At 37.1% G+C, this 24,974-nt stretch carries 19 protein-coding genes, 1 tRNA gene and 1 other annotated feature; of the genes, 17 read left to right on the top strand and 3 right to left on the bottom strand.

The features are described 5' to 3' along the window. The 5 genes from ACGH6Q_RS06960 to yqfB form a co-directional block, all read left to right on the top strand. The coding region (locus ACGH6Q_RS06960) for a hypothetical protein (RefSeq protein ID WP_411592461.1) at positions 1-956 on the top strand (956 nt) is incomplete at its 5' end. Between the two features lie 735 nt (positions 957-1,691). Then, complete coding sequence (dapD, locus tag ACGH6Q_RS06965) at positions 1,692-2,516, top strand: 2,3,4,5-tetrahydropyridine-2,6-dicarboxylate N-succinyltransferase (RefSeq protein ID WP_034910674.1); 825 nt, start codon at positions 1,692-1,694, stop codon at positions 2,514-2,516. Positions 2,517-2,620: 104 nt separating this feature from the next. Beyond that, positions 2,621-3,112: a YajQ family cyclic di-GMP-binding protein gene (locus ACGH6Q_RS06970; RefSeq protein WP_411592462.1), complete on the top strand. Its 492-nt coding sequence runs from the start codon at positions 2,621-2,623 to the stop codon at positions 3,110-3,112. A 211-nt stretch (positions 3,113-3,323) separates the two neighbouring features. After that, a complete protein-coding gene (gene bglX, locus ACGH6Q_RS06975) occupies positions 3,324-5,606 on the top strand; it encodes a beta-glucosidase BglX (protein ID WP_296318335.1) in 2,283 nt (760 codons plus the stop codon). A gap of 43 nt (positions 5,607-5,649) precedes the next feature. Continuing rightward, complete coding sequence (yqfB, locus tag ACGH6Q_RS06980) at positions 5,650-5,958, top strand: N(4)-acetylcytidine aminohydrolase (protein WP_034910676.1); 309 nt, start codon at positions 5,650-5,652, stop codon at positions 5,956-5,958. 53 nt (positions 5,959-6,011) lie between these two features. On the opposite strand, the gene ACGH6Q_RS06985 is transcribed toward yqfB, so the two are convergent. Continuing rightward, on the bottom strand, positions 6,012-6,476 hold the full coding sequence (locus ACGH6Q_RS06985; protein WP_065560179.1) for an NfeD family protein: 465 nt from the start codon (positions 6,474-6,476) through the stop codon (positions 6,012-6,014). Between the two features lie 107 nt (positions 6,477-6,583). Then, positions 6,584-7,492: an SPFH domain-containing protein gene (locus ACGH6Q_RS06990; protein WP_034910684.1), complete on the bottom strand. Its 909-nt coding sequence runs from the start codon at positions 7,490-7,492 to the stop codon at positions 6,584-6,586. A gap of 219 nt (positions 7,493-7,711) precedes the next feature. Continuing rightward, positions 7,712-7,797 (top strand) — a sequence feature (Trp leader region). A 54-nt stretch (positions 7,798-7,851) separates the two neighbouring features. Between ACGH6Q_RS06990 and ACGH6Q_RS06995 the strand changes: the two genes are divergently transcribed. From ACGH6Q_RS06995 to ACGH6Q_RS07050, 12 genes are all read left to right on the top strand, one after another. Beyond that, positions 7,852-9,414: an anthranilate synthase component 1 gene (locus tag ACGH6Q_RS06995; protein ID WP_174798023.1), complete on the top strand. Its 1,563-nt coding sequence runs from the start codon at positions 7,852-7,854 to the stop codon at positions 9,412-9,414. Next, complete coding sequence (trpD, locus tag ACGH6Q_RS07000; protein ID WP_411592464.1) at positions 9,414-11,045, top strand: bifunctional anthranilate synthase glutamate amidotransferase component TrpG/anthranilate phosphoribosyltransferase TrpD; 1,632 nt, start codon at positions 9,414-9,416, stop codon at positions 11,043-11,045. The genes ACGH6Q_RS06995 and trpD overlap by 1 nt, the downstream gene beginning before the upstream one ends. 15 nt (positions 11,046-11,060) lie before the next feature. Beyond that, positions 11,061-12,443, top strand: coding sequence for a bifunctional indole-3-glycerol-phosphate synthase TrpC/phosphoribosylanthranilate isomerase TrpF (gene trpCF, locus ACGH6Q_RS07005; protein WP_411592465.1), 1,383 nt, complete (start codon positions 11,061-11,063; stop codon positions 12,441-12,443). A gap of 27 nt (positions 12,444-12,470) precedes the next feature. Further along, complete coding sequence (gene trpB / locus ACGH6Q_RS07010; protein WP_065560175.1) at positions 12,471-13,664, top strand: tryptophan synthase subunit beta; 1,194 nt, start codon at positions 12,471-12,473, stop codon at positions 13,662-13,664. Beyond that, on the top strand, positions 13,661-14,467 hold the full coding sequence (gene trpA / locus ACGH6Q_RS07015; RefSeq protein WP_296208526.1) for a tryptophan synthase subunit alpha: 807 nt from the start codon (positions 13,661-13,663) through the stop codon (positions 14,465-14,467). Before trpB ends, trpA begins: the two co-directional genes overlap by 4 nt. A gap of 218 nt (positions 14,468-14,685) precedes the next feature. Beyond that, a tRNA-Met gene (locus tag ACGH6Q_RS07020) sits at positions 14,686-14,762 on the top strand. A gap of 191 nt (positions 14,763-14,953) precedes the next feature. Next, positions 14,954-15,415 (top strand): ribosome maturation factor RimP, encoded by a 462-nt coding sequence (gene rimP / locus ACGH6Q_RS07025; protein WP_065560173.1) that lies wholly within the window; start codon positions 14,954-14,956, stop codon positions 15,413-15,415. A gap of 16 nt (positions 15,416-15,431) precedes the next feature. Then, entirely contained in the window at positions 15,432-16,907 is a 1,476-nt protein-coding gene (nusA, locus tag ACGH6Q_RS07030; RefSeq protein WP_034910699.1) for a transcription termination factor NusA, read from the top strand. A 17-nt stretch (positions 16,908-16,924) separates the two neighbouring features. Further along, the gene (gene infB, locus ACGH6Q_RS07035; RefSeq protein ID WP_411592466.1) at positions 16,925-19,588 is read left to right on the top strand and encodes a translation initiation factor IF-2; all 2,664 of its coding nucleotides are present in this window, start codon (positions 16,925-16,927) and stop codon (positions 19,586-19,588) included. 66 nt (positions 19,589-19,654) lie between these two features. Further along, positions 19,655-20,032, top strand: coding sequence for a 30S ribosome-binding factor RbfA (gene rbfA, locus ACGH6Q_RS07040; RefSeq protein ID WP_065560170.1), 378 nt, complete (start codon positions 19,655-19,657; stop codon positions 20,030-20,032). A 66-nt stretch (positions 20,033-20,098) separates the two neighbouring features. After that, positions 20,099-20,998 (top strand): tRNA pseudouridine(55) synthase TruB, encoded by a 900-nt coding sequence (gene truB / locus ACGH6Q_RS07045; protein ID WP_411592488.1) that lies wholly within the window; start codon positions 20,099-20,101, stop codon positions 20,996-20,998. 849 nt (positions 20,999-21,847) lie between these two features. After that, positions 21,848-23,398, top strand: a complete 1,551-nt coding sequence (locus tag ACGH6Q_RS07050; protein ID WP_085164156.1) for a hypothetical protein — start codon at positions 21,848-21,850, stop codon at positions 23,396-23,398. A 207-nt stretch (positions 23,399-23,605) separates the two neighbouring features. Here the strand turns inward: ACGH6Q_RS07050 and pssA are convergent, their stop codons facing one another. Continuing rightward, positions 23,606-24,961 (bottom strand): CDP-diacylglycerol--serine O-phosphatidyltransferase, encoded by a 1,356-nt coding sequence (gene pssA, locus ACGH6Q_RS07055; RefSeq protein WP_085164158.1) that lies wholly within the window; start codon positions 24,959-24,961, stop codon positions 23,606-23,608. Positions 24,962-24,974 lie beyond the last annotated feature (13 nt).

A 24,974-nucleotide genomic window follows, 5' to 3' on the forward strand; every position in this document is an offset into this window, starting at 1 on the left:
GAGGTAGTTTAACTACACAATATGGTTTGCCAGATAGTAGTACTTTTAGTGGAGGAACAGCGGAGTATTATATCACTTTACCGTCACAGCCCGTTATTTGTGCGGTCAGGCCAAATCTAAATAAAGGTACAGGCGATTATGCAGGTCCACCTAGCATGTGGAATCCAGCAAAGGGTTTTTTAGTTCAGTCAACAAATCCATCATCTTACGGTTTAAATTTTCCAACAACAGGTGCAGATAGATTGTATTTTGATTTGGATATAGTTGGGATAGATGCAAGTCAGTTTAGTTGGACAGTTACCACACGTGGTGATATAACGGCAACGGTGAGTTGGGTTAGGCCGCGTTCAGGTTCATTTATAGACCCATGGGGAAGTACTGTACGATATGATAATTGGATTAGAGATAAATCCAAGAATGTAACACGGGTAACGTTGAATGGTCCAGAGGCAAGAAGCTTGTGGAGCAATTCTAATCCTAGTCAAATTACCGTGCCATCTTTGCCACAGACATTTGAGTTGGTGGGAAGTGATAGAAGTGGTAATGGGGTGAGATATGGCTTTGTCTTAAAGCAGTGGTTCGTCAATCGGGGGGCTCAAAGAACTAGCGTTTCTAATCAAACCACATGGTGTAATAGTTTGGGTTATCGTTTGTCACGGGTAAGTGATTTAACCAATGCGAAGTGTGATGTAAATAGTAGTAGGTTCCCATGTATAAATAACATAGATGGTGCGATGCCGTCGTCAGGTACTTTTTATTATAGACGTCATGTAGGAGCAGGTTTTTTCACGGAGTGGGGTAATATGAACAGCTATGCTGATACGGGTTTCATCAGCAACAACTACTGGACGAGTGATGCCACAAGTATCCGTAATTTCCATGTTCTCTCTACTAGTGGCGGCGTTGACGGCAACGGTAACAGTTACAGCTTCTCTGCTGCTTGCACCGCACCTTAGTTTTTAGCGTTTAGTTCTTGATCCTTAGGGCGCGGAAAGTGTTTATGGTGCCAGAGAGGAAAATATAAAAAAGAATAAAGCCCCAGCGTAAGTTGGGGCGTTTCCCTTAGGGTTGCGCCGTTGTGGCAAAGCCACAATAGCGCCGCCCCCCGCCGCCGACGCAGAAAGCGTGGCAGGTAGTCCAGTATTACGCTGTGGCGGTTTAAAGCTGTGGTCTATTTTAGTTCGGCAAGGTTTCGGACGTATTGACCTTTGGGGAATAAAATAGCTATCTTGAATATGTCCTAGCAAGGGGAATTAGAGTGAACTCCTTTTGCAATCCCACGCTTTAGCGCATAATGTGTCTACGGCGCTTCTCGTATCATCCTGATACTCGCCTTTTCGAGGCCATCTTCTCTGTGCTCAGATGTTCAAATTTGTTCCAGACAAATTTGTCTGACGCGAGAATAAGACAAATAACATAGCCTTAGGTGGTTTTTGTGAGTTGTTTTGTGTTAAAAAGCAGTGCAATTACATCCCAAAAGTGATCAGAAAAAGTATTGATTTTTATTAAAGCTTTTATTTTTCTGTTTTTTTGTGATTTCCTATGACTTTACTAAGATTTCGATTGTTTTTGATTGCTTGGATATTGATTGTGGTGTTTTGATTAAACCACTTAAAAAGCAAGAAAGATTATATTATACTGTCCATCTAATTATTATTTGCTAACGGACTATAAATTAAAGGAAACTTGAGATGCAACAATTACAAACTATTATTGAAGCAGCATTTGAACGTCGTGCTGAGATTACACCGTCAAATGTTGATACAGTTACACGTGATGCGATTAACCAATGCATTGCTTTATTAGACAGTGGTAAAATGCGTGTCGCAGAAAAAATCAATGGTGATTGGGTAACTCATCAATGGTTAAAAAAAGCGGTTTTGCTCTCTTTCCGTATTAACGAAAACCAACTGATTGATGGCGGTCCGACTAACTATTATGACAAAGTGCCATTAAAATTTGCTGAATATGATCAAGCAAGATTCCAACAAGAAGGTTTCCGTGTTGTTCCATCTGCTATTGCTCGTAAAGGTGCCTATGTTGCTCGAAATACTGTATTAATGCCATCTTATGTCAATATTGGTGCTTATGTCGATGAAGGTACGATGGTTGATACATGGGTGACAGTTGGTTCTTGTGCGCAAATTGGTAAAAATGTTCATTTATCGGGTGGTGTTGGTATTGGTGGTGTTTTAGAACCGTTACAAGCTAACCCAACCATTATTGAAGATAACTGTTTTATTGGTGCACGTAGCGAAATTGTTGAAGGCGTTATTGTTGAAGAAGGTAGCGTAATTTCAATGGGTGTATTTATTGGTCAAAGTACTAAAATATATGACCGTGCAACTGGTGAAATTCACTATGGACGTGTACCAGCTGGTTCAGTAGTTGTTTCTGGCAACTTACCGACAAAAGATGGCAAATATAGTCTTTATTGTGCAGTTATTGTGAAAAAAGTTGATGCTAAAACTTTAGGTAAAGTAGGTATCAATGAATTGCTTCGTACTATCGATTAATTCACGCTTATATTTTAAAGTCGTCTAAATTATTGTTAGGCGACGATTATTCTATTTATTAACTAGATAATTTTAGTTTTATAACCATTAGAAGAGGAGAATTTATGCCTTCTTTTGATATCGTTTCAGAAACTCAAATGCCAGAAGTTAAAAATGGTGTTGAAAATGCCACTCGTGAGTTAGCTACTCGTTGGGACTTTAAAAATGTTGAAGCATCGTTTGAATTAAATGAAAAAAATGAAACGATTAAAGCAACAAGCCAATCTGATTTTCAAGTACAGCAACTGCTCGATATCCTGCGCGATAAGCTAGCTAAACGAGGTATTGATGGTGGTGCACTTGAAATTCCTGAAGAAATGGAGCACAGCGGTAAACTTTATAGCATTACGGTTAAGCTTAAGCAGGGTATTGATAAAGAGCTATCTAAAAAGATTGTAAAAGCGATCAAAGACAGCAAAATTAAAGTACAAGCTCAAGTACAAGGTGAACAAGTCCGTGTTACAGGTAAATCACGTGATGATTTACAAGCTACTATGGCATTGGTTAAAAATAGCGAATTTGGTCAACCGTTTCAATTTACCAATTTTAGAGATTAATGTGTTATTGAGTTGATATTGCCAACAATTGTCGGCAATATTATCCCTTAAACTTTGTAAAAAATTTCAGAAAAGACAGTGTTTGAATAAGGGGATGCAATAACTATTATGATGTTTTAAACCTGAATGTAAGTAGATAAAAAAACGAGATTTTTTGTAAATACGTTATGCTGTCTGCTTGTCTATCCTCTTAATTATAACAATATTTATTATGATGAAAAAAGTAGCTATATATTTATTTTTTCTTATCTTTTCTGGGCATTTGTTTGCACAAGAACCTAATAGCGAAGTAAAGGAAATAAAGAAAGTTTTTATTGATAATCTATTATCAAAAATGACGCTTCAAGAAAAAGCGGGACAATTGCGCCTAATTAGTGTTGGTGGTGATCTAACGTTAGATAAAGTACTTGATAAAATTGAAGCAGGTGAAATTGGTGGCATTTTTAATACTGTTGTCGAACCTGACCTTTCTCAAATGCAGGAGCGTGCTCTAAAATCTCGCAATAAAATTCCTCTATTTTTTGGTTTTGATATAATTCATGGACATAGAACTATCTTCCCAATTAATTTAGGTATTGCATCCACTTGGGATCGTAGTGCAATTGCAAAAGCTGCTGAAGTATCAGCTGACGAAGCTACCTCGGATGGATTAAATATAACTTGGGCGCCAATGGTTGATATTACACGTGATCCTAGATGGGGGCGTGTGTCTGAAGGGTTTGGAGAAGATCCTTATTTAACCTCAGAAGCTGGGCGGATTTTTGTTGAAAAGATGCAAAAGCAATCGCTTGCCGATAAAAAATCATTGGTGACATCAGTAAAACATTTTGCACTTTATGGCGCAGTTGAAGCAGGGCGTGAGTATAACAGTACGGATATGAGCGAACGCAAAATGTTCCAAGAATATCTTGTGCCTTATAAAGCAGCAATTGATGCAGGTAGCAGGGCAGTTATGGTTTCGTTAGTGAGCGTTAATGGTATTCCAGCAACGGGGAATCATTGGTTGTTAACCGAAGTGCTACGGAATCAGTGGCATTTTGATGGTGTTGTTGTCAGTGATCATGGGGCTATTCGTGAACTTATTAATCATGGCGTAGCTAGTGATCCGAAAGATGCTGTACGTGTTGCGATTAAAGCTGGCATTGATATAAGTATGAATGATGAATATTTCTTACAATTTTTACCTGAATTAGTCGAAGAAGGTGCCATTACAGAAGATGAAATAAATCAAGCTTGTCGTCATGTACTTGAACTTAAATATGATATGGGGTTATTTAGTGATCCTAATCGTAATTTAGATCCAAAATTAGATATCGATACAATGTTTGCTGATAATCGATTACATCGTGAAGAAGCTCGTGATGTGGCACGCCGCAGTATTGTGTTATTAAAAAATGAGAATGAGATATTACCGCTAGCTAAAAATAAGAAAATTGCGGTGATTGGTCCATTAGCTGATTCAAAACGTGATATTTTGGGGAGTTGGTCGGGAGCTGGGCGTGCTAATTTAGCGGTAACTCCATTAGAAGGTATTAAAAATGCAGTTAAAAATCCTGAATCAATTAGCTATGCATTTGGTGCCAATCTTTCTGATGATGAAAATTTATATCGGTTTTTAAATTTATACGGAGAAACAACTAAATTTGATAATCGACCAGCCGATAAAATGATTGCAGAAGCGGTGAAAATAGCTAAAAAAGCTGATATTGTTATTGCCTTTGTTGGTGAGGCAGAAGGTATGGCTCATGAGTCATCAAGTCGAACAGATCTATCTTTGCAAGCAACTCAAAAACAATTAATTAAAGCAATGAAAAAAACAGGTAAACCTTTGGTCATTGTCTTAATGAATGGTCGTCCTTTAACATTATCTGAAGAGTATGCTCAAGCAGATGCTATGCTTGAAACTTGGTTTTTAGGAACCGAAGGTGGTAATGCTATTGCCGATGTGCTATTTGGTGACTATAACCCTTCGGGCAAATTGCCCATGTCTTTTCCTTATAATGTTGGGCAGATCCCAGTCTATTATAGCCATTTGAATACAGGCCGTCCTCGTGGTACGGAAAATATGGGCAAATATACAACCTCGTATTTTGATAGTCCTAATGAGCCGTTATTCCCCTTCGGATTTGGTTTGAGTTATACCAATTTTGCGATGGACTTTTCGTTATCAAGTACTAAAATGAATCGAGATGGTGAAATTATTGTCACCGTTAATGTTGAAAATACAGGAAATAGAGAAGGTATGCAGACCGTCCAGCTTTATTTGCAAGATGTGACAGCGTCGGTTAGCCGCCCAGTGAAAGAGTTAATTGGTTTTGATAATATTACTTTAAAACCGCACACTAAGGGTCAAGTAAAATTTGTGATTAAATATGATATGCTGAAATTCTGGAACAATAAAATGCAATATGTTGCCGAACCAGGAAAATTTAATGTGTATATCGGTAGTGATTCGACAACTCAGGACAAGCAAACATTTACTTTGCTTGATTAATACTTGTTAAGTAATTTGGGTAATTTTCACATAGGATAATGCTGTGCAAAATGATATTACTTTTTATCAACGTTTTAAGTCTGATATTTTAGCTGGTTTAAAAGTCATTACCATTCGAGATAAGAGTGAATCACATTTTAAAGTTGGTGATAAGCTTCGTGTTGGAACTTTTGAAACTGATGAGTATTTTTGTACAATTAAAATAGTTAACATTACACAAATTACATTTGATCAACTTACCGAAAACCATGCCCAACAAGAGAATATGACTTTGAGTGATTTGAAAAAAGTAATTTCTGACATATACCCCAATGAAAATCATTTTTTTGTAATTCATTTTTCGCTCTTATAATAAAAAAGACGCATTGTTAATGCGCCCTATTTATTTTTATAACTAGCAAAAAACTATTGATTTATAGGTAGCACATCTAAAATTAAACCATCCACAGCAATAATTTCAACACGCTGCCCAACATTAAGATCTTCAACGCATCTTGCCGACCATGTTCCATCTTTGATTTTTACCCGACCTGAGCCATTAACAATAGCATCTGTGACAACTGTTTTAATACCAATTAAATCTTGTTGTGGCTGATTGATTTCGCCTTTACTTGATTTATCTTTACCTTGCTTTTTGAGCCAAAGCCACCAAAGATAAGCAGATACAAGCGTTAGAATTGCAAATAAAATCCATAAAATTGGCCAAGAAAGAGGTAAAATCCAAGCAATTAAACCAACAATAATAGCAGCTATCCCACTCCAAAGCCCGTATCCACCAGTACCAAGTAATTCTATAATCAGCAAAATACCGCCTAAAGCAATAAATACCCAATGGGGCGAACTATAGAAAACCATAAAAAAATCAGTCATTGTTGATTACCTTTATAATACATTCAGTAAAAATCTTAAACATAGCGTTTATAGATTTTGTTAAAAAGTTTCAGGAAACACTATGTTTAAGTATAAAAATTGATTTTTTATTTCGTGTTTTTAATCAACTCAGCAATACCGCCAATACTACCCATTAAACTTGACGCATCAAGTGGCATCATAATCACTTTACTATTATCCGATGAACCAATTTGTTGTAATGCTTCAGTATATTTTTGGGCAACAAAGTAGTTAATAGCATTAATATTACCTGCAGCAATAGCATCGGATACCATTTGAGTTGCTCTTGCTTCTGCCTCGGCAGCACGTTCACGCGCTTCGGCTTGTAAAAAGGCAGATTGTCTTTCACCTTCTGCTTTTAAAATTTCAGATTGTTTTTCACCTTCAGAGCGTAAAATCGCTGCTTGACGAACACCTTCTGCTTCAAGAATTTCGGCACGTTTATTACGTTCTGCTTTCATTTGCGCATTCATCGCAGCAATCAATTCTGCTGGTGGGCGAACATCTCGAATTTCGATACGGGTAATTTTGATTCCCCATGGACTTGTTGCCTCATCGACAATACTTAGTAACTTAGAGTTAATATGATCACGTTGTGATAACATTTCATCCAATTCCATGCTACCTAAAACAGTACGAATATTAGTCATCATTAAATTAATGACAGCACGCTCTAATTGATTTACTTGATATGCAGCCCTTGCCGCTTCTTGTACTTGGATAAAGCAAACAGCATCAATTTGCACATTAGCATTATCTTTTGAAATGACTTCTTGTGATGGAATATCGAGTACTTGCTCCATCATATTAATTTTACGACCAACACCATCCATAAACGGAATAATGATATTTAAACCGGGTTCAAGTGTATGGGTATATTTACCAAAACGTTCAATAGTATATTGATAACCTTGGGGAACAATTGTAATTGCCTTTAAGACAGTAATTAACGCAAGCAAAACAATAACACCAATGACGATATAAAATACTGGCATAGTTCAAAAATCCTTATAATTTTTTATAATAAAAATGAGTCAACCATTTTATAGATTATTAAATTTTTTGCCTAGTTATAAATGAGAAGTTTGTTTTTAAAAATAAATAATCTCTTGACAGTGTGCTAGTAAACTAGTTTAATAGTACAAAATTTATTTTTAATCGATAAAATTATGAAAGCACAATATTTACATCTTATTACTCGTCAATTCACCCGCTTTGGTTGGTGGTGCGTTACCTTTTGCGGGTGATGTAATGATGTATTGTCTTTTTTACACAACCCGCTTTATGCGGGTTTTTTAGTTTTTGGATGTTAAACGAATCAGCTAAATAAAAATTTAAATGTAGAGAGTCAACAATGAATAAGCCGACATTAACACAAATAACCCAAACCATCGGTTATTATCAAGATCCAACTCAAGTGTTTTATCAATTGTGCGATAGTAAACCGGCAACGTTGTTACTAGAATCAGCCGAAATTGATAATAAGCAAGGAATTAAAAGTGTCATGATTGTCGATAGTGCATTACGTATTTCGGCAATAAATAATGAAGTGAGTTTTAAGGCATTGACCACAAATGGTGAAAAGCTATTACCTTTATTACAACAGGCTTTTACAGACAAGTTAGATAATGTACAAGTGGATGAACAAACACTTAAATTGGTATTTCCCACTATTGATAGTATGCAAGATGAAGATTCAAGATTAAAGTCGCTATCAGTTTTTGATGCATTACGCACATTATTGACTATTGTGAATATCCCTGAACAATGTGGTCAAGATGCGATTTTTGTTGGTGGGCTATTTTGTTACGACCTTGTCGCTGGATTTGAAAACTTACCTAATTTACCAACTGAGCAGCGTTGTCAAGACTTCTGTTTTTATTTAGCTGAAACAATATTAGAAATAAATCATAAAGATCATAAATCCATTTTAAAAACGACGGTTTTCACTTCTGATTCAAAAGAAACTGAGCGCTTAACGCAACGGTTAACTAATTTACAAGCAATATTAAATAGCACAATGAAAGCCATTCATACTCAGTCCCTTACTAATATCGATGTGACATGTAATAAAAGTGATGATGATTTCAATACAATTATCAAAAAAATGCAAGATGCAATTGAGCAGGGGGAAATTTTTCAAGCAGTACCTTCACGGCGTTTTAAATTACCTTGCCCTGAGCCATTATCGGCTTATCAGGTATTAAAAAACAATAATCCAAGCCCTTACATGTTTTATATGCAAGATAGTGATTTTGTGTTATTTGGCGCCTCACCTGAAAGTGCACTTAAGTATACTAAAGCAACTAATCAAGTTGAAATTTACCCAATTGCCGGTACTCGTCCACGAGGTTTAACTGCTAATGGCGATATTGATTATGATTTAGATAGTCGATTAGAACTCGAAATGCGTACCGATAAAAAAGAACTGGCTGAACACTTAATGTTAGTTGATTTAGCTCGCAACGATTTAGCGCGTATCTGTAAACCCGGTACCCGTTATACCAAAGATTTGTTAAAAGTGGATCGTTACTCTTTTGTGATGCATTTAGTTTCGCGTGTGGTTGGTCAGTTACGCAGTGATTTAGATGCGCTTCATGCTTATCAAGCCACTATGAATATGGGAACATTAACAGGAGCACCCAAAGTTCGTGCGATGCAATTAATTGCTGAATCAGAAAAAGTTAAACGTGGTAGCTATGGTGGTGCTGTTGGCTATTTTACCGCGAATGGCGATCTTGATACCTGTATTGTGATTCGAAGTGCCTATGTCGAAGATGGCATAGCGACAGTACAAGCAGGCAGTGGTGTGGTGCTAGATTCAAAGCCACAATCAGAATCTGATGAATCACGTAATAAAGCACGTGCAGTTATTCGAGCTATCATGGCAGCGCATAATGTAGAAGGTGTATTCTAATGGCTAATATCTTATTTATTGATAATATTGATTCTTTTACTTATAACTTGGTCGATCAATTACGTAATAGTAAGCATTGTGTGACGATTTATCGAAATACTATCCCTGCAAATGTAATTATTGAAAAATTGTCACAAATGCAAAACCCTATTTTAATGTTATCACCAGGTCCAGGAGCGCCAAGTGACGCTGGATGCATGCCAGAACTGTTAAAACGTTTAAAAGGTAAATTGCCTATTATTGGTATCTGTCTTGGTTATCAAGCTATTGTGGAATCCTATGGTGGAGCGATTGTGCCAGCTGGCGATATTTTGCATGGTAAGGCATCTTTAATTGAGCATGATGAGCAAGCGATGTTTAAAGGATTACCAAATCCGCTACCGGTGGCTCGTTATCACTCTTTAAAAGGTGAAAATATTCCAAAAACACTAACCATCAATGCGCTTTGCAATAATATTGTAATGGCAGTTCGTAATGATGAGGATCGGGTTTGTGGTTTTCAATTTCATCCAGAATCGATATTAACCATTCAAGGTGTAGAATTATTAGAACAAACTATTAAATGGGCACTAAATCCTCCACAAAAACAAGAGAAGCCAAAACAGGAAGCTATTGTTGATAAGCAAGAGTACAATATTCAACCTATTGTTAATAAATTATATTTAGGGCAAGTCCTTACACAAGAGGAAAGTAAAATACTATTTAATTTAATTATTCAAGGTAAGATTGAACCAACTGTATTGGCTACCGCAATAATTAGTATGAAAGTTCGTGGTGAAAAACCGGATGAAATAGCAGGGGCAGCTTTAGCATTGCTTGAGAATGCCGATCTTTTTGATTCTCCAGATTATGATTTTACTGATATTGTTGGTACTGGGGGTGATGGCACCAATAGCATTAACATCTCAACAGCTAGTGCTTTTGTGGCTGCAGCATTAGGTTATAAAGTGGCTAAACATGGTAATCGTGGTGTATCAAGTAAATCAGGCTCTTCCGATGTGCTTTCTGCCTTAGGCATTAAATTAAATATGTCAGCACAAACATCTCGTCAGGCATTAGATGAACTTGGCGTGTGCTTTTTATTTGCCCAGCAATATCATTCAGGTTTTCGCCATGCAGCACCAATACGCCAACAATTAAAAACTCGGACCATTTTTAATGTGTTAGGACCATTGATTAATCCATCTCGTCCTAAACGTATTTTATTAGGCGTGTATCATCCAGATTTAATCCAACCGATTGCTGAAACATTAAAAATGCTTAATTATAAACATGCTTATGTGGTGCATGGTGCAGGAATGGACGAAGTTGCTATTCATGGTAAAACTGACGTTGCTGAAGTTAAAGATGGTGAAATTCGTTATTTTACGCTTAAACCTGACGATTTTGGCTTGCCAACATTTACCTTAAAAGATATTGAAGGGGGTACACCTGAGCAGAATCGTGATATGTTAATTGCCATTTTACAAGGTCACGGAAAACCAGCACACCAATCAGCAATTGCCGCTAATGTTGCGATGTTAATGAGCTTATTTGGCGAGTCAAATTTAAAACAAAATGCACAACGGGCAATTGAAATGATGCAAAGTGGTAAACCTTATGCATTATTACAACAACTAGCAGCAAGATAATAAGTGGAGAATAACATGGCAATTGCAGCATTAGTAAAAAATGTTGAAATGGCAACAGTATTGAAAAAAATCATTGAAGATAAACAAACATGGTTAACTGAGCAGTTAGCAGTAAAGCCAATTAATACCTTTAAATCAGCGATATTCCCTAGTGATCGCAATTTTTATCAAGCGTTAAATCAACCTAAAACGGTTTTTATTTTAGAGTGTAAAAAAGCGTCGCCATCAAAAGGATTGATTCGGGATGATTTTGATCCAGCCGCTATTGCTAAAGTTTATAAAGATTATGCTTCAGTAGTTTCAGTATTGACTGATGAAAAATATTTTCAAGGTAGCTTTGAATTTTTGCCCATAGTTCGAAATGAAGTTACGCAACCTGTACTTTGTAAGGACTTTATTATTGATGAATATCAGATCTATTTGGCACGTTATTATCAAGCTGACGCAGTACTATTAATGCTATCTGTATTGACGGATGATGAATATCGTCATCTAAGTAACATTGCTCATAAGCTCAATATGGGGATATTGACAGAAGCTAGTACTGAAAACGAAGTTGAAAGAGCCATCCAACTGGGTGCGAAAGTAATCGGTATTAATAATCGTAACTTAAGGGATTTGACGGTTGATCTAAATCGGGTAAAGGCCTTATCCAAATCAATTCCTAACGATCGCATTATTATTAGTGAATCGGGTATTTATACTCACAATCAGGTTAAAGAACTGAGTCGTTTTGCAGATGGATTCTTAATTGGCAGTGCGTTAATGTCTGAACCAAACTTAACTTTGGCAATTCGTAAGGTGATGTTAGGCGAAAATAAAGTATGCGGTTTAACACGTCCCGAAGATGCTGTTAGTGCTTATCAAGCTGGTGCAGTTTATGGTGGTTTGATTTTTGTCACAAATTCAGCACGTTATATACAGCCAATTAAGGCTCGAACAGTTATTGTTGCAGCACCGCTTAATTGGGTTGGTGTATTTCGAAATGAAGATATTGAAACCGTATGCCAAATAGCAAAACAGTTATCTTTATATGCAGTGCAACTGCATGGAGATGAAGATGCAAACTATATCAAAACATTGCGCCAAGAATTACCCAGAACTTGCCAAATTTGGAAAGCATTAAGTATTGGTAGCACCGTTCCTGAACATAATAATCTCTTAATCTCACGTTATCTGTTTGATAACGGGGATGGTGGTACAGGTGAATGTTTTGATTGGACAATGCTCACTAATCATAATTTAAATAATGTCATTCTAGCAGGGGGTATTAACTCAAAAAATATAAGGTCAGCTTTAGCAACTGGGGTGATAGGCGTTGATCTAAACTCTGGTGTTGAAATATCCCCAGGAATTAAAGATAAACAAAAAATCCAAGCTGTATTTGAACAAATTTAATTTTTATTTAAAAAAAAAGGAATAGTTATGTCTAAGTTAAATCCTTACTTTGGCGAATTTGGTGGGCAATATGTTCCTCAAATATTAATGCCAGTGCTTGAACAACTTGAAGATGCTTTTATCTCTGCAGTCAACGATCCAAACTTTCAGAAAGAGTTTAACGACTTATTAGTTAACTATGCTGGTAGACCAACAGCATTAACTTTATGTAAAAATCTAACGGCAGGCACCAAAACCAAGCTTTACTTAAAACGAGAAGATTTAGTGCATGGTGGTGCGCACAAAACTAACCAAGTTTTAGGACAAGCATTGCTTGCTAAAAGAATGGGCAAAACTGAAATTATAGCCGAAACAGGTGCAGGGCAACATGGTGTTGCTTCGGCTTTAGCCTGCGCACTACTTGGCTTAAAATGCCGAATTTATATGGGTGCAAAAGATGTTAAACGCCAAGCACCTAACGTATTTAGAATGCGGTTGATGGGCGCAACAGTCATCCCAGTTGAAACTGGTTCAGCGACTTTAAAAGATGCGTGTAACGAGGCATTACGTGATTGGTCTGGCAGTTATGAAAAAGCGCATTATATGTTAGGTACGGCAGCAGGTCCGCATCCTTTTCCAACTATTGTACGTGAGTTTCAACAGATGATCAGCCGTGAAGCTAAACAACAAATCCTTGAAAAAGAAGGGCGTTTGCCTGATGCAGTAATTGCATGTGTTGGTGGTGGTTCAAACGCAATTGGTATGTTTGCTAATTTTATTGATGATAAATCCGTCAAATTAATTGGTGTAGAGCCAGGAGGTCATGGGATTGAAAGTGGCGAACATGGAGCTTCGTTAAAACATGGTAAGCTTGGCATCTATTTCGGTATGAAATCACCGATGATGCAAACGGAAGAAGGACAAATTGAAGAATCTTATTCAATATCGGCAGGGTTAGATTTTCCATCAGTTGGTCCACAGCATGCGTATTTAGATAGTATTGGTCGTGCTGATTATGTTTCAATTACTGATGATGAAGCGCTTGATGCATTTAAAGCATTATCACGACATGAAGGTATTATTCCTGCGTTAGAATCATCACACGCATTAGCTTATGCTATGAAAATGATAAAAGAAAATCCAACTAAAGAACAGCTACTAATAGTTAACCTGTCAGGGCGTGGCGATAAAGATATCTTTACCGTTTATGATATTTTAAAAGCAAAAGGAGAAATAGAATGAGCCGTTATCAAAAACTGTTTGCAACATTAACAGCCGAAAAACGAGGTGCTTTTGTTCCTTTTGTTCCAGTTGGTGATCCAACGCCAGAACTGTCATTTAAAATCATTCAAACTTTAATTGAATCTGGCGCTGATGCACTAGAGCTAGGGATCCCATTTTCAGATCCTATGGCCGATGGTCCAACTATTCAAAATGCCAATATTCGGGCATTTAAAGCAGGAATAACAGTTGAAAAGTGTTTTGAAATTTTAACCAATGTCAGAGCGCAATACACCAATATTCCAATAGGATTACTTATTTATGCTAATTTAGTTTTCAAAAATGGTATCGACGACTTTTATGCCAAGTGTGCCAAAGCGGGAGTTGATTCAGTATTGATTGCTGATTTGCCAGCTCAATATGCACAAGAATTTACAGTGGCCGCCGAAAAATACAATATAGCACCGATTTTTATTTGTCCACCAAATGCTGATGATAAAGTCATTCAAAGTATTGCTAAGCAAGGCAAAGGTTATACCTATTTGGTATCACGAGCAGGTGTTACTGGTGCTGAAAATCGAGCTAACAAACCGCTTACCCATCTGATCAAAAAATTAGTTGAGTTTGGCGCTCCACCTGCGTTACAAGGGTTTGGTATTTCAGAACCGAATCAAGTTAGCGAAGCGATTAAATCCGGTGCAGTTGGGGCAATTAGCGGATCGGCAACAGTAAAAATTATTGAGAAAAACCTCGACAATCCTGAACAAATGCTTAACCAATTAGCCAAATTTGTTCAATCAATGAAACAGGCAACTAGCAAGTAATTTATATTACTTTATAGTACTAAATAGTGGGCACAATAATAGGCTTGAGAATGGAATTATTGTGCCAATATAAGTTAAAAAATTATGCTTAAGTTAAGTGGTATATATATTAAAATTGACGTGTAGCATATTTTTAATAATTTTAAGGTTACTGATAAAATCAGTGTGATTTGCAGTTGCATTTTATTTAAAATGCCGTATAATTCTCATTCATCTATCGCGGGGTGGAGCAGCTTGGTAGCTCGTCGGGCTCATAACCCGAAGGTCGTTGGTTCAAATCCAGCCCCCGCAACCACTTAAATTTTCATTCATAAACCAATTTATCCTGTTATTGTCTGAAAGTTCGAATAAAGTGGCTTCATTATAGTTAGTTTTTGAATGTAAGCCTCGCATGTCGAGGCTTTTTTTCGTGTAGTGATTTAAGCGTAAGTTTAAAAAGAATGTTGGGCTTTATGCCCTTTTTTATTTTCTGCTGTGGAGGTTTGTTTGGCTAATATAGAACAACAATTAACCGATATTATCCAAGAGCCAGTTAATGCACTTGGTTTTGAATTAGTCGGAGTTGAATATATTCGTGGTCGTTATCCTATACTACGAGTCTATATTGATAGTGAAAATGGTATTACGGTTGATGATTGCGCTGATGCAAGCCGTCAAATCAGTGCGGTGCTTGATGTAGAAGACCCGATCAAAGATGCTTACAATCTTGAAGTTTCATCACCAGGAATGGACAGACCTTTGTTTACGCTTGAGCATTATCAGCGGTTTATTGGTGAAGAAGTTACAGTCAGTCTACGTATACCTGTTGCTAATCGCCGTAAATGGAAAGGACGAATTAAGTCTATCGATAGCCAAATGATTACATTAACTGTAGATGATAAAGATGAAGTATTTGCTTTTAGTAATATTCAAAAAGCGAATATTGTACCTAATTTTAACCTTAAATAGAGTACGGATGTAAAGGATGAATAAAGAAATTTTAGCTGTTGTTGAAGCTGTATCAAACGAAAAAGCACTTACGCGTGATAAAATTTTCGAAGCTTTAGAAACCGCATTAGCAACGGCCACAAAAAAGAAGCATAATGTTGATATTGACGTTGTTGTTAAAATAGATCATAAAACAGGTGATTACGACACTTTCCGCCGTTGGCTTGTTGTTGATGAAGTTACGCAACCAACTAAAGAAATGACATTAGACGCTGCACAATACGAAGACCCATCTGTTAAACTTGGCGATTACGTTGAAGAGCAAATTGAATCCGTTGCTTTTGACCGTATAACCACACAAACAGCAAAACAAGTTATTGTACAAAAGGTACGCGAAGCTGAGCGTGCAATGATCATTGACATGTTTAGAAATCGTATTGGTGATATTGTGACTGGAATTGTCAAAAAAACCAATCGCGATAGCGTGATTCTTGATTTAGGTAACAATGCAGACGCAATGATGTCACGCCATGATATGTTACCGCGTGAAAACTTCCGCATAGGCGATCGTGTCCGTGGTATTTTATATCTTGTAGAACAAAATAATAAACCTGCACAATTATGCATTAGCCGTTCAAACCCTGAAATGATGGAAGAGTTATTCCGTATTGAAGTCCCTGAAATTGGTGAAGAGATGATTGACATCAAAGGCGTGGCACGTGATCCTGGCTCACGTGCTAAAATCGCAGTTAGTAGTAATGATCGTCGTATTGACCCTGTTGGTGCTTGTGTTGGTATGCGTGGTGCGCGCGTACAAGCAGTATCTAATGAATTTGGTGGAGAACGTATTGACATTGTTTTATGGGACGATAATCCTGCACAATACGTAATTAATGCTATGGCGCCGGCAGATGTTGTTTCAATTGTTGTTGATGAAGACAAACACACCATGGATGTAGCCGTCAATGCTGAAACTTTACCACAAGCCATTGGTCGAAATGGTCAGAATATCCGTTTAGCTTCACAGCTTACTGGCTGGACACTAAATGTGATGAGTAACGAAGATTTACAAGAAAAACATCATGCAGAATCTTTTGCTGCAATCAATAATTTGATGAAACATCTTGATATTGATGAAGGGCTTGCACAGCTATTAGTTGAAGAAGGCTTTACCTCACTTGAGGAACTTGCCTATGTGCCAGTTGACGAATTGCTTGAAATTGAAGAACTTGATGAAGATCTTGTTGAAGCATTAAGAACGCGAGCAAAAGATGCATTAACAACACTTGCACTAGCAAATAGTGGCGAAAAACAACCAGCTCAAGATTTGCTAAATCTACCTGGTATGACACAAGAGTTAGCTTATCAATTAGTACAACATGACATCATTACTTTGGAAGATTTAGCAGAACAAGGTACTGATGATTTAGCTGAAATTGAGGGTATAACAAACGAACAAGCTGGCGATTTTATTATGGCTGCTCGTAATATTTGTTGGTTTGCAGATGAATAATTGAGGAAAAGTAATACATGACCAAAGTATCAATAGAAACACTGGCTCAAGAAATCAATACACCAGTGCAAACACTTTTGCAACAGTTTGCTGATGCAGGTATGAAGAAATCTGCAACAGACACTGTCACACAAAAGGAGAAAGAAGCTTTGCTTGCTCATTTAAAACCTCAGCAAGGTCCAACAAAGTTAACATTGCAACGTAAGACGCACTCAACCTTAAATGTGTCGAGCGGTGGTGGCAAAAGCAAAGAAATAAAAGTAGAAGTTCGTAAAAAACGAACTTTTGTTAAACGCGATCCAGCTGAAATTGCGGCGGAGCAAGAAAAAGCACGCTTAGAAGCTGAACAAAAAGCTCGCCAAGAAGCAGAATTAAAAGCGAAACAAGAAGCCGAATTAAAAGCGCGTAAAGAAGCGGAAGAAAAAGAAAAGAAAGCTGAAGAAGAAGCGAAAAAGCGTGCTCAAGAGGAAAAAGCGAAAGCGGCACAAGAGCGAGCAGTTGATCCAAAAGTAAAAAAAGCGCAAGAAGAAAAAGCACGATTAGAAGCTGAAGCGAATGAAATTAAACGTAAAGCGGAAGAAGAAAATCGTCGAAAATTAGAGGAAGATGCCAAGCGTATGGCTGAAGAAGCTCGTAAGCTAGCAGAACAATATAATGAAGTTGATGATAGTGATCATACAGAAGATGAAGATTATCATGTGACAACCTCTAAATACGCTAGAGCAGCAGAAGATGAAACTGACCGTGAAGTTGAAAGCGCTCGTGGACGTGGTCGAAACACTAAACAAACTAAACAGAAAAAAGGCAACAAGCTATCAGAAGGCAAAGCGGAACGTGAAGAAGCTCGAGCTGTGACTCGTGGCGGCCATAATAAAAAGAAAGGTAAAAGCACGTTGCAACAAAGTTTTACTAAACCTGTCCAAGCAGTTAATCGTGATGTTGTTATTGGTGAAACCATTACCGTTGCTGAATTAGCGAATAAAATGGCAGTAAAAGGTTCCGAAGTGATCAAAACTATGATGAAAATGGGGGCAATGGCAACTATTAATCAAGTTATCGATCAAGAAACAGCACAATTAGTGGCTGAAGAAATGGGACATAAAGTAGTACTTCGTCGTGAGAATGAACTTGAAGAATCACTCATGAGCGACCGTGATACAGGCGCTGAAAAAGTTTCGCGCGCACCAGTTGTTACCATTATGGGACACGTTGACCATGGTAAAACCTCTTTACTTGACTATATTCGTAAAGCAAAAGTGGCTTCAGGCGAAGCTGGCGGTATTACTCAGCACATTGGTGCTTATCATGTTAAAACGGCAAGCGGTGAAATTACCTTCTTAGATACTCCTGGGCATGCGGCGTTTACCTCTATGCGTGCTCGTGGCGCTAAAGCAACGGATATTGTAGTACTTGTTGTTGCTGCTGATGATGGTGTAATGCCACAAACTATAGAAGCAATCCAACATGCTAAAGCGGCAAATGTACCAATTGTTGTTGCTGTTAACAAAATTGATAAACCTGAAGCTGATCCAGAGCGTGTAAAAGGCGAACTTGCACAATATGGCGTGATGTCAGAAGATTGGGGTGGTGATACTCAGTTTGTTCATGTGTCTGCTAAAGCAGGTACTGGTATTGATCAACTACTTGAAGCCATCTTACTACAAGCTGAAGTGCTTGAATTAACCGCGTACGAAACAGGTATGGCAAGCGGCGTTGTGATTGAATCATTCCTTGATAAGGGGCGTGGTTCAGTTGCAACAGTACTTGTTCAATCAGGTACATTGCATAAAGGTGATATCGTACTTTGTGGATTTGAATACGGTCGTATCCGAGCGATGCGTAATGAACTAGGTAAAGAAGTGACTGAAGCTGGTCCATCAATACCAGTTGAAATTCTTGGCTTGTCTGGAGTACCATCAGCTGGTGACGAAGCTACTGTTGTACGCGATGAAAAGAAAGCTCGTGAAGTTGCGCTTTATCGACAAGGTAAATTCCGTGATGTAAAACTTGCTCGTCAACAAAAGGCGAAGCTTGAAAACATGTTTACCAACATGACAGAAGGCGATGTTTCTGAACTTAATATTGTTCTAAAAGCAGATGTTCAAGGTTCTGCTGAGGCGATTTCTGATTCATTACTTAAACTATCAACAGATGAAGTTAAAGTTAAAATTATTGGATCAGGTGTGGGTGGTATAACCGAAACTGACGCATCACTGGCTGCTGCATCAAATGCGATCATTTTAGGCTTTAACGTTCGTGCCGATGCTTCAGCACGTAAAGTGATTGAATCAGAAAATTTAGATCTACGTTATTACTCTGTTATTTATGATCTAATTGACGAAGTTAAACAAGCCATGAGCGGTATGCTTGCACCAGAATACAAACAAGAAATTATTGGTCTTGCTCAAGTGCGTGATGTGTTTAAATCACCTAAATTTGGTGCAATTGCAGGTTGTATGGTAACCGAAGGTGTTGTTAAACGTCACAACCCAATTCGTGTATTGCGTGATAACGTTGTTATCTATGAAGGCGAACTTGAATCATTACGTCGCTTTAAAGATGATGTTAACGAAGTACGTAATGGAACCGAATGTGGTATTGGTGTGCGTAACTACAACGATGTTCGTGTTGGCGACACGATTGAAGTTTTTGAAACTATCGAAATCAAACGTACGATCTAATTACAACGTATTTGATGTTATAAGCAAGGTATAGTCCTTGCTTATTCATTTATAAGGAAAATAGATATGGCAAAAGCATTTAATCGTTCATCTCGAGTTGGGCATGAATTACAAAAAGAAATTGCAATTATCTTACAACGAGAAATCAAAGACCCTCGTCTTGGTATGGTAACCGTTTCAGGCGTTGATATCTCGCGTGATCTTTCGTATGCCAAAGTTTTTGTGACTTTTTTGAATGACGATGATCCACAAGTTATTGAACAAGGATTAACGGTACTTAATGATGCTAAAGGTTACATTCGAACCTTAATTGGCAAAGCGATGCGTTTGCGAATCATTCCAGAGATAAAATTCTTTTACGATGAGTCGCTCGTTAAGGGAATGCAAATGTCGAGTTTGGTGGCGGATGTTATCAAACAAGATAATGAGCGTCATAAAGATTAATATTAAAAAATAGTCCTGAACTCTGTCAAAAAGTTTCAGGTAACTATGTGTTTCAGTATAAAAATGATGAATATAAAAAAAACTCGCCGTGATCTTCACGGCGTTTTGTTGCTAGACAAAACGCAAGGCATGACATCAAATGATGCGTTGCAAAAAGTAAAATGGTTATTTAATGCTAAAAAGGCAGGGCATACGGGAGCTCTTGATCCACTAGCGACAGGGATGCTTCCTATCTGTTTTGGTGAAGCAACCAAATTTTCACAATATTTATTGGATTCAGATAAGCGTTATCGTGTGATCGCCAAACTAGGAGAACGAACCGATACATCTGATGCCGATGGTCAAATTATATGTACCAAACCTGTTAAAGTGACTGAATCACAAATCAACCAAGCTTTAACTCATTTTCGCGGTAATATTTTACAAGTGCCAACTATGTTTTCGGCATTAAAATATCAAGGAAAACCGCTTTACCAATATGCTCGCCAAGGTATTGTGGTTGAACGTGAAGCTAGACCAATTACCGTTTACGAAAATCAATTTATCCAATTTGATGCAATAAAAAACGAATTAACGTTAGAAATACACTGCTCAAAAGGCACCTACATCCGAACCATTATTGATGATTTAGGGGAATTATTGGGTTGCGGAGCACACGTTATTTATTTAAGGCGTTTACAAGTTTCCAATTACCCGATTGAAAACATGGTCACCTTAGAACAGCTACAAAATATTGAACTTAAAGATGATCTACTAATGCCCGTTGACAGCCCATTGCAAGATCGCCCAAAAGTTACCCTTAGCGATACGCAAGGTAAAGACATATTATTAGGACGAACTATTGAACTTGAAAGCTCCACGCAAGTTGAAACCTTAGTGCGAATTTATCAAGGCAAGCAATTTATTGGCGCTGGTATAATGCAAAATAACAAATTATCGTCAAAGCGTTTAATATCAACATTCTAATTCTTTTAAAAAGTTAAATTTTTCCTAAATTACTTGATATTAAAAAGATCTATATTTGTTGATATCTAGGACTTCATCCTGAAATAGCAAAAAAATTATTTGGCACTGGCATTACATTTATGCCAGTAGTTGTCTCAAAATTACTTTCTTAAAAGATCAAAAATAAAAAAGAATGTTTAATCAATATTCAACATTTATCAGCTTGTCTTGCTCGGTTTAAATCGACTACAAAAACAAGATCTTCAAGCTAGTAGTTTTTAACGACTCGTTGAGATATGAAACGGTATAAACTCCTGAATCTTTTTTACAAGATAATAAGGCATACTAAAGCAATAAATGGGCACATAGTGTAGCCGATCCATGACTATATACTAGGTTCAGAAAATATCTGCCTAAGTCCTATTTTAAAAAAATTAAAGTGAGTATTTCCGTTAAAGGGCTTTTCCATAAATATGGCATGGGTAATTTGACTTTTATAAATGACGATAAAATATAGCGAAAAAATATTTATGCTAAGTTTTTTGTAATGTTTCAATCGTATTCAAGACATTACAATAAATTAACAAATACTAGCTCTTTAGTGTTTAACCAGCTATAATTTCGACGCATTATTTAGTATAATACAGCTTATTAAATAAGCAAATAATCATAAAAACACAAATAAAACAACAAATTACTTGACAGGTAGAATGTTATGCGCTATCATAATAGGCACCAGGCACCAGGCACCAGCACTGGCAACCCTACGCCTTAAATCTTTTTCAATTTCACAGTAGTCAAAAACAGATTCGATTCTTATTTTTATCACCAAATCTATCGAAATCGATAAAGTTGTTGGCAAGGATATCTTTGATTTCTAGATTGCTATCCAAGTCACCGCTGATTTTTGCTCCATTGCTTTTATTGCCTTATTCGCTGAGCTCGCAGGCGTTATCGGCAAAGACATCACAGGTCATTCACGGCTCTGCACCATATTTAAGTATTGATGGTGTAACTAAAGTTGCTAGTATGGAAGATTTATTGGGTATAAGACTACCAAATATTAGTTATATTCCTCAGGGAGCAAATAGTGCACTTTATCCCAATGCAGTAATAGATCAATCTAACGTAGATGCACCAATTGAAATGCCAAATATAACAGATACATTTGCTGATATACAAGCAATAGTACCATTGGTAAATTACCCAAGAATTCAATTAAGCGAATTAATGGATTCACCTTATAATTATGGTCGAGACGATGATGGCGATGATAATATAAATGCAACAGGAAATTTAACCATAAAATGGCAAGATAAAAATGGTACAGATATTACAGGAGAAGTTAAAGCAAATCCGAATAGACGGCTAAATCTTTGTGATGGGCCTTATAAACTCACCTTAACAGCAACTGCAAGCACCTTATCGACGCAGTATGGTGTTCCCAATAGTAGCAATTTTACGGGTAATGAGCATAGTTACTATATTAATGCCAATATGAATAGGCCAGTTGCTTGCTATGCGCAACCAAATTTAGCTTACGATGACCATGCTTTTGGTACTACCATTTGGGATATGGATGGTCCAAATTGGGTTTCGTTAAAAGGGTTTAAAGTCACAAATAATAGCAATATAGCAGAAAACTTTCCGACGACAGGATCTGATAGGTTATATTTCTATTTATTATTGGGAGGAATCTCTCCTGAACAAGTTATAGCTGCAAATGGTACAACGGTGAGTGCGGTTAGCGGTAGTGGTGTATCATTATCGTTAAGCAAAGAGAATACACAACATTGGGCTATTGACATTGATAGGATATGTAGAACTTGTATTAGAGATGGTAACCTTTATCCTGGTGGCGAACAAGCACTAAAGATTATATTAAAAGGCCCTTCCATAAATTCAAGTAATAAGGCTTTTTCCCCTTCGTTATTTAAGCTTTACTCTGATGTAAATCATACAAAATTACTGTATAGCTTTAAGATAGAACGTTGGTATATCTCTCAACCAGGAATCACAGTAAGATATGGATATGCGGATGCTCAAAACTTTTGTCGTAATTTAGGTAATGGTTATCGAATTCCCGATATAAATGACTATACCAATGGGAATGGAGCTGGTTGGACAGAAGGTTTACCTGGAAGAAGTATTAATAACTGTCAACGAAAAGTCAGTTATAAAGATATTAGCGGTAAATGGGTTGGCGGACTATTTAACGAGTGGGGTTTTACTGCCAATACTATGAATAATTTCTATGAAGGTAGTGATTGGAATCTCAGTATTGGTAACAACTGGGCTAATGATACAGGATATTGGGCTAATTCATATAATGGCAGTCTATATGGTGTTTATTCAGCCGATGGGGGAATTTTTCTGCAGAGTACAGCTAATAGTCACTTTATGGCTTGTGTTACCCCTTAATTCTATATGTGCTTTTCTTGTTAAAGGCGATATTGCCTTACTGCAATGATTAGAACGCACCTATCTGTAGACCTTTAATATGAAGTCTAGATCAAATTTGCGCTTTTGTTGTTAAACAGCAAAAGCGCTTTTTTCTCAAAATTAGTTGAAAAAATATTGTTTTTATTATGTTTTTTAAGAAACCTTTTCTTTCAAAACATCTTACCTTTACAACAACCGCTTAATAATCCTATCCACTTTAATGCGGCTCAGTCGCTTTATCAACTTATGAACTTGACTTGGATAAAATTGACTCGCTTGGATTTGTTGAAAATGTGTGATCAATGTGGTTTTTTGACGAATAGTGTCAAGTTCTTGGTTAAATTTATGGCTTAATTCTTGCTTTGGATCATGTATTAATATGCCATTTTCCAGATCAAGTCGCCAAGCGCGTGGATTTAGGTTGTTGCCTGTTATAAGTACCCAAGTATTGTCCACCCAGATACCTTTAAGATGATAGGTTTGCTCTCCATCCTTCCACAGACGTATGATAAGTTGCTCTTTGTCAATAAAAGATTGTAGGCGCTCAATAAAGCTTCTTAAATTGATTTCGTATAAGTAGGGTAATCCACCTGATATGTTAAAAGGTTGGTCTGGTGGAATATAAAAATCATTTGCTTCTTTATCACCAATAATCAGTTCAACTTGGCGACCTTTACGAAGCAAACGAATGATATCGCGAACTAGGATGTTAGGCAAATTAAAGTACGGCGTGCAAAATATGATTTTTTGTTCGGTTACGTTGATTAAATGATGGATGATTTTGTTGAGCGAGTTATTGCGACCAAGCCCCATTATTGGTGCAACCGATAAGGTGTTGTTGTCGGTATTGCTGTTATATTGGTAGCTGGTATTCATTAAGTGTTGGCGTAGCTCTTTAATTTCAGACTTAATTTGTTTGCGGGTTTTATGGGTGCCAGTATTAAGTAGTTGCAACGCTTGATATGGTAAAAAGTGGTCGTGAATAAACTGCACCATGCTGTTTGCTAATAGTGGGTTAGTAATAAAGTGATAACGGTCGTAACGGTATTTTTCACGCTTGTGTAGGTATACGTTATTAATGCTAGCTCCACTGTAAATGACAGTATTATCAATAATAAAACCTTTTAAATGCAGTACGCCTAGTACTTCACGACGATTGACAGGTACACCATAAATAGGAATGTCAATATCTGGATATTGCTGTTTTAGTTGGTAATAATAATTTGCGTTGGTATGGGCTTTGTCTTCGCCAATTCTTCCGCGCTGTGCACGGTGCCAGTCAACAAATATTTTGATATCTAAATTAGGGCGTTGCCGTTTGATTTGGTACAGTTCATTAAGAATTTCTTGACCTGCCTCATCTTGCTCTAGATAGAGCGCAACTATATAAATTCGGTGCTGAGCTCTTTTTATACTTTCAATTAAAGCCAGTCGATATGCTTTTGGGGTATAGCAGATATGATATTGCTTGGCATCTTGCTGAATTTTACCTAATTCGTCAAGATGCTTTTGGTGATTGTATTTTATAAATGGTATTCGCATGATTTTTTGTCAT

Origin of the sequence: Gilliamella sp. BG2 (genome assembly GCF_046635645.1) — a bacterium.
Lineage (GTDB): Bacteria > Pseudomonadota > Gammaproteobacteria > Enterobacterales > Orbaceae > Gilliamella > Gilliamella bombi.

Excerpts from the sequence above, each read along its gene's own strand:
- dapD (WP_034910674.1), top strand. The coding sequence starts at position 1,692 with ATGCAACAATTACAAACTATTATTGAAGCAGCATTTGAACGTCGTGCT.
- ACGH6Q_RS06970 (WP_411592462.1), top strand. The coding sequence starts at position 2,621 with ATGCCTTCTTTTGATATCGTTTCAGAAACTCAAATGCCAGAAGTTAAA.
- bglX (WP_296318335.1), top strand. The coding sequence starts at position 3,324 with ATGATGAAAAAAGTAGCTATATATTTATTTTTTCTTATCTTTTCTGGG.
- ACGH6Q_RS06985 (WP_065560179.1), bottom strand. The coding sequence starts at position 6,476 with ATGACTGATTTTTTTATGGTTTTCTATAGTTCGCCCCATTGGGTATTT.
- ACGH6Q_RS06990 (WP_034910684.1), bottom strand. The coding sequence starts at position 7,492 with ATGCCAGTATTTTATATCGTCATTGGTGTTATTGTTTTGCTTGCGTTA.
- ACGH6Q_RS06995 (WP_174798023.1), top strand. The coding sequence starts at position 7,852 with ATGAATAAGCCGACATTAACACAAATAACCCAAACCATCGGTTATTAT.
- trpD (WP_411592464.1), top strand. The coding sequence starts at position 9,414 with ATGGCTAATATCTTATTTATTGATAATATTGATTCTTTTACTTATAAC.
- trpCF (WP_411592465.1), top strand. The coding sequence starts at position 11,061 with ATGGCAATTGCAGCATTAGTAAAAAATGTTGAAATGGCAACAGTATTG.
- trpB (WP_065560175.1), top strand. The coding sequence starts at position 12,471 with ATGTCTAAGTTAAATCCTTACTTTGGCGAATTTGGTGGGCAATATGTT.
- trpA (WP_296208526.1), top strand. The coding sequence starts at position 13,661 with ATGAGCCGTTATCAAAAACTGTTTGCAACATTAACAGCCGAAAAACGA.
- nusA (WP_034910699.1), top strand. The coding sequence starts at position 15,432 with ATGAATAAAGAAATTTTAGCTGTTGTTGAAGCTGTATCAAACGAAAAA.
- infB (WP_411592466.1), top strand. The coding sequence starts at position 16,925 with ATGACCAAAGTATCAATAGAAACACTGGCTCAAGAAATCAATACACCA.
- rbfA (WP_065560170.1), top strand. The coding sequence starts at position 19,655 with ATGGCAAAAGCATTTAATCGTTCATCTCGAGTTGGGCATGAATTACAA.
- truB (WP_411592488.1), top strand. The coding sequence starts at position 20,099 with ATGAATATAAAAAAAACTCGCCGTGATCTTCACGGCGTTTTGTTGCTA.
- pssA (WP_085164158.1), bottom strand. The coding sequence starts at position 24,961 with ATGCGAATACCATTTATAAAATACAATCACCAAAAGCATCTTGACGAA.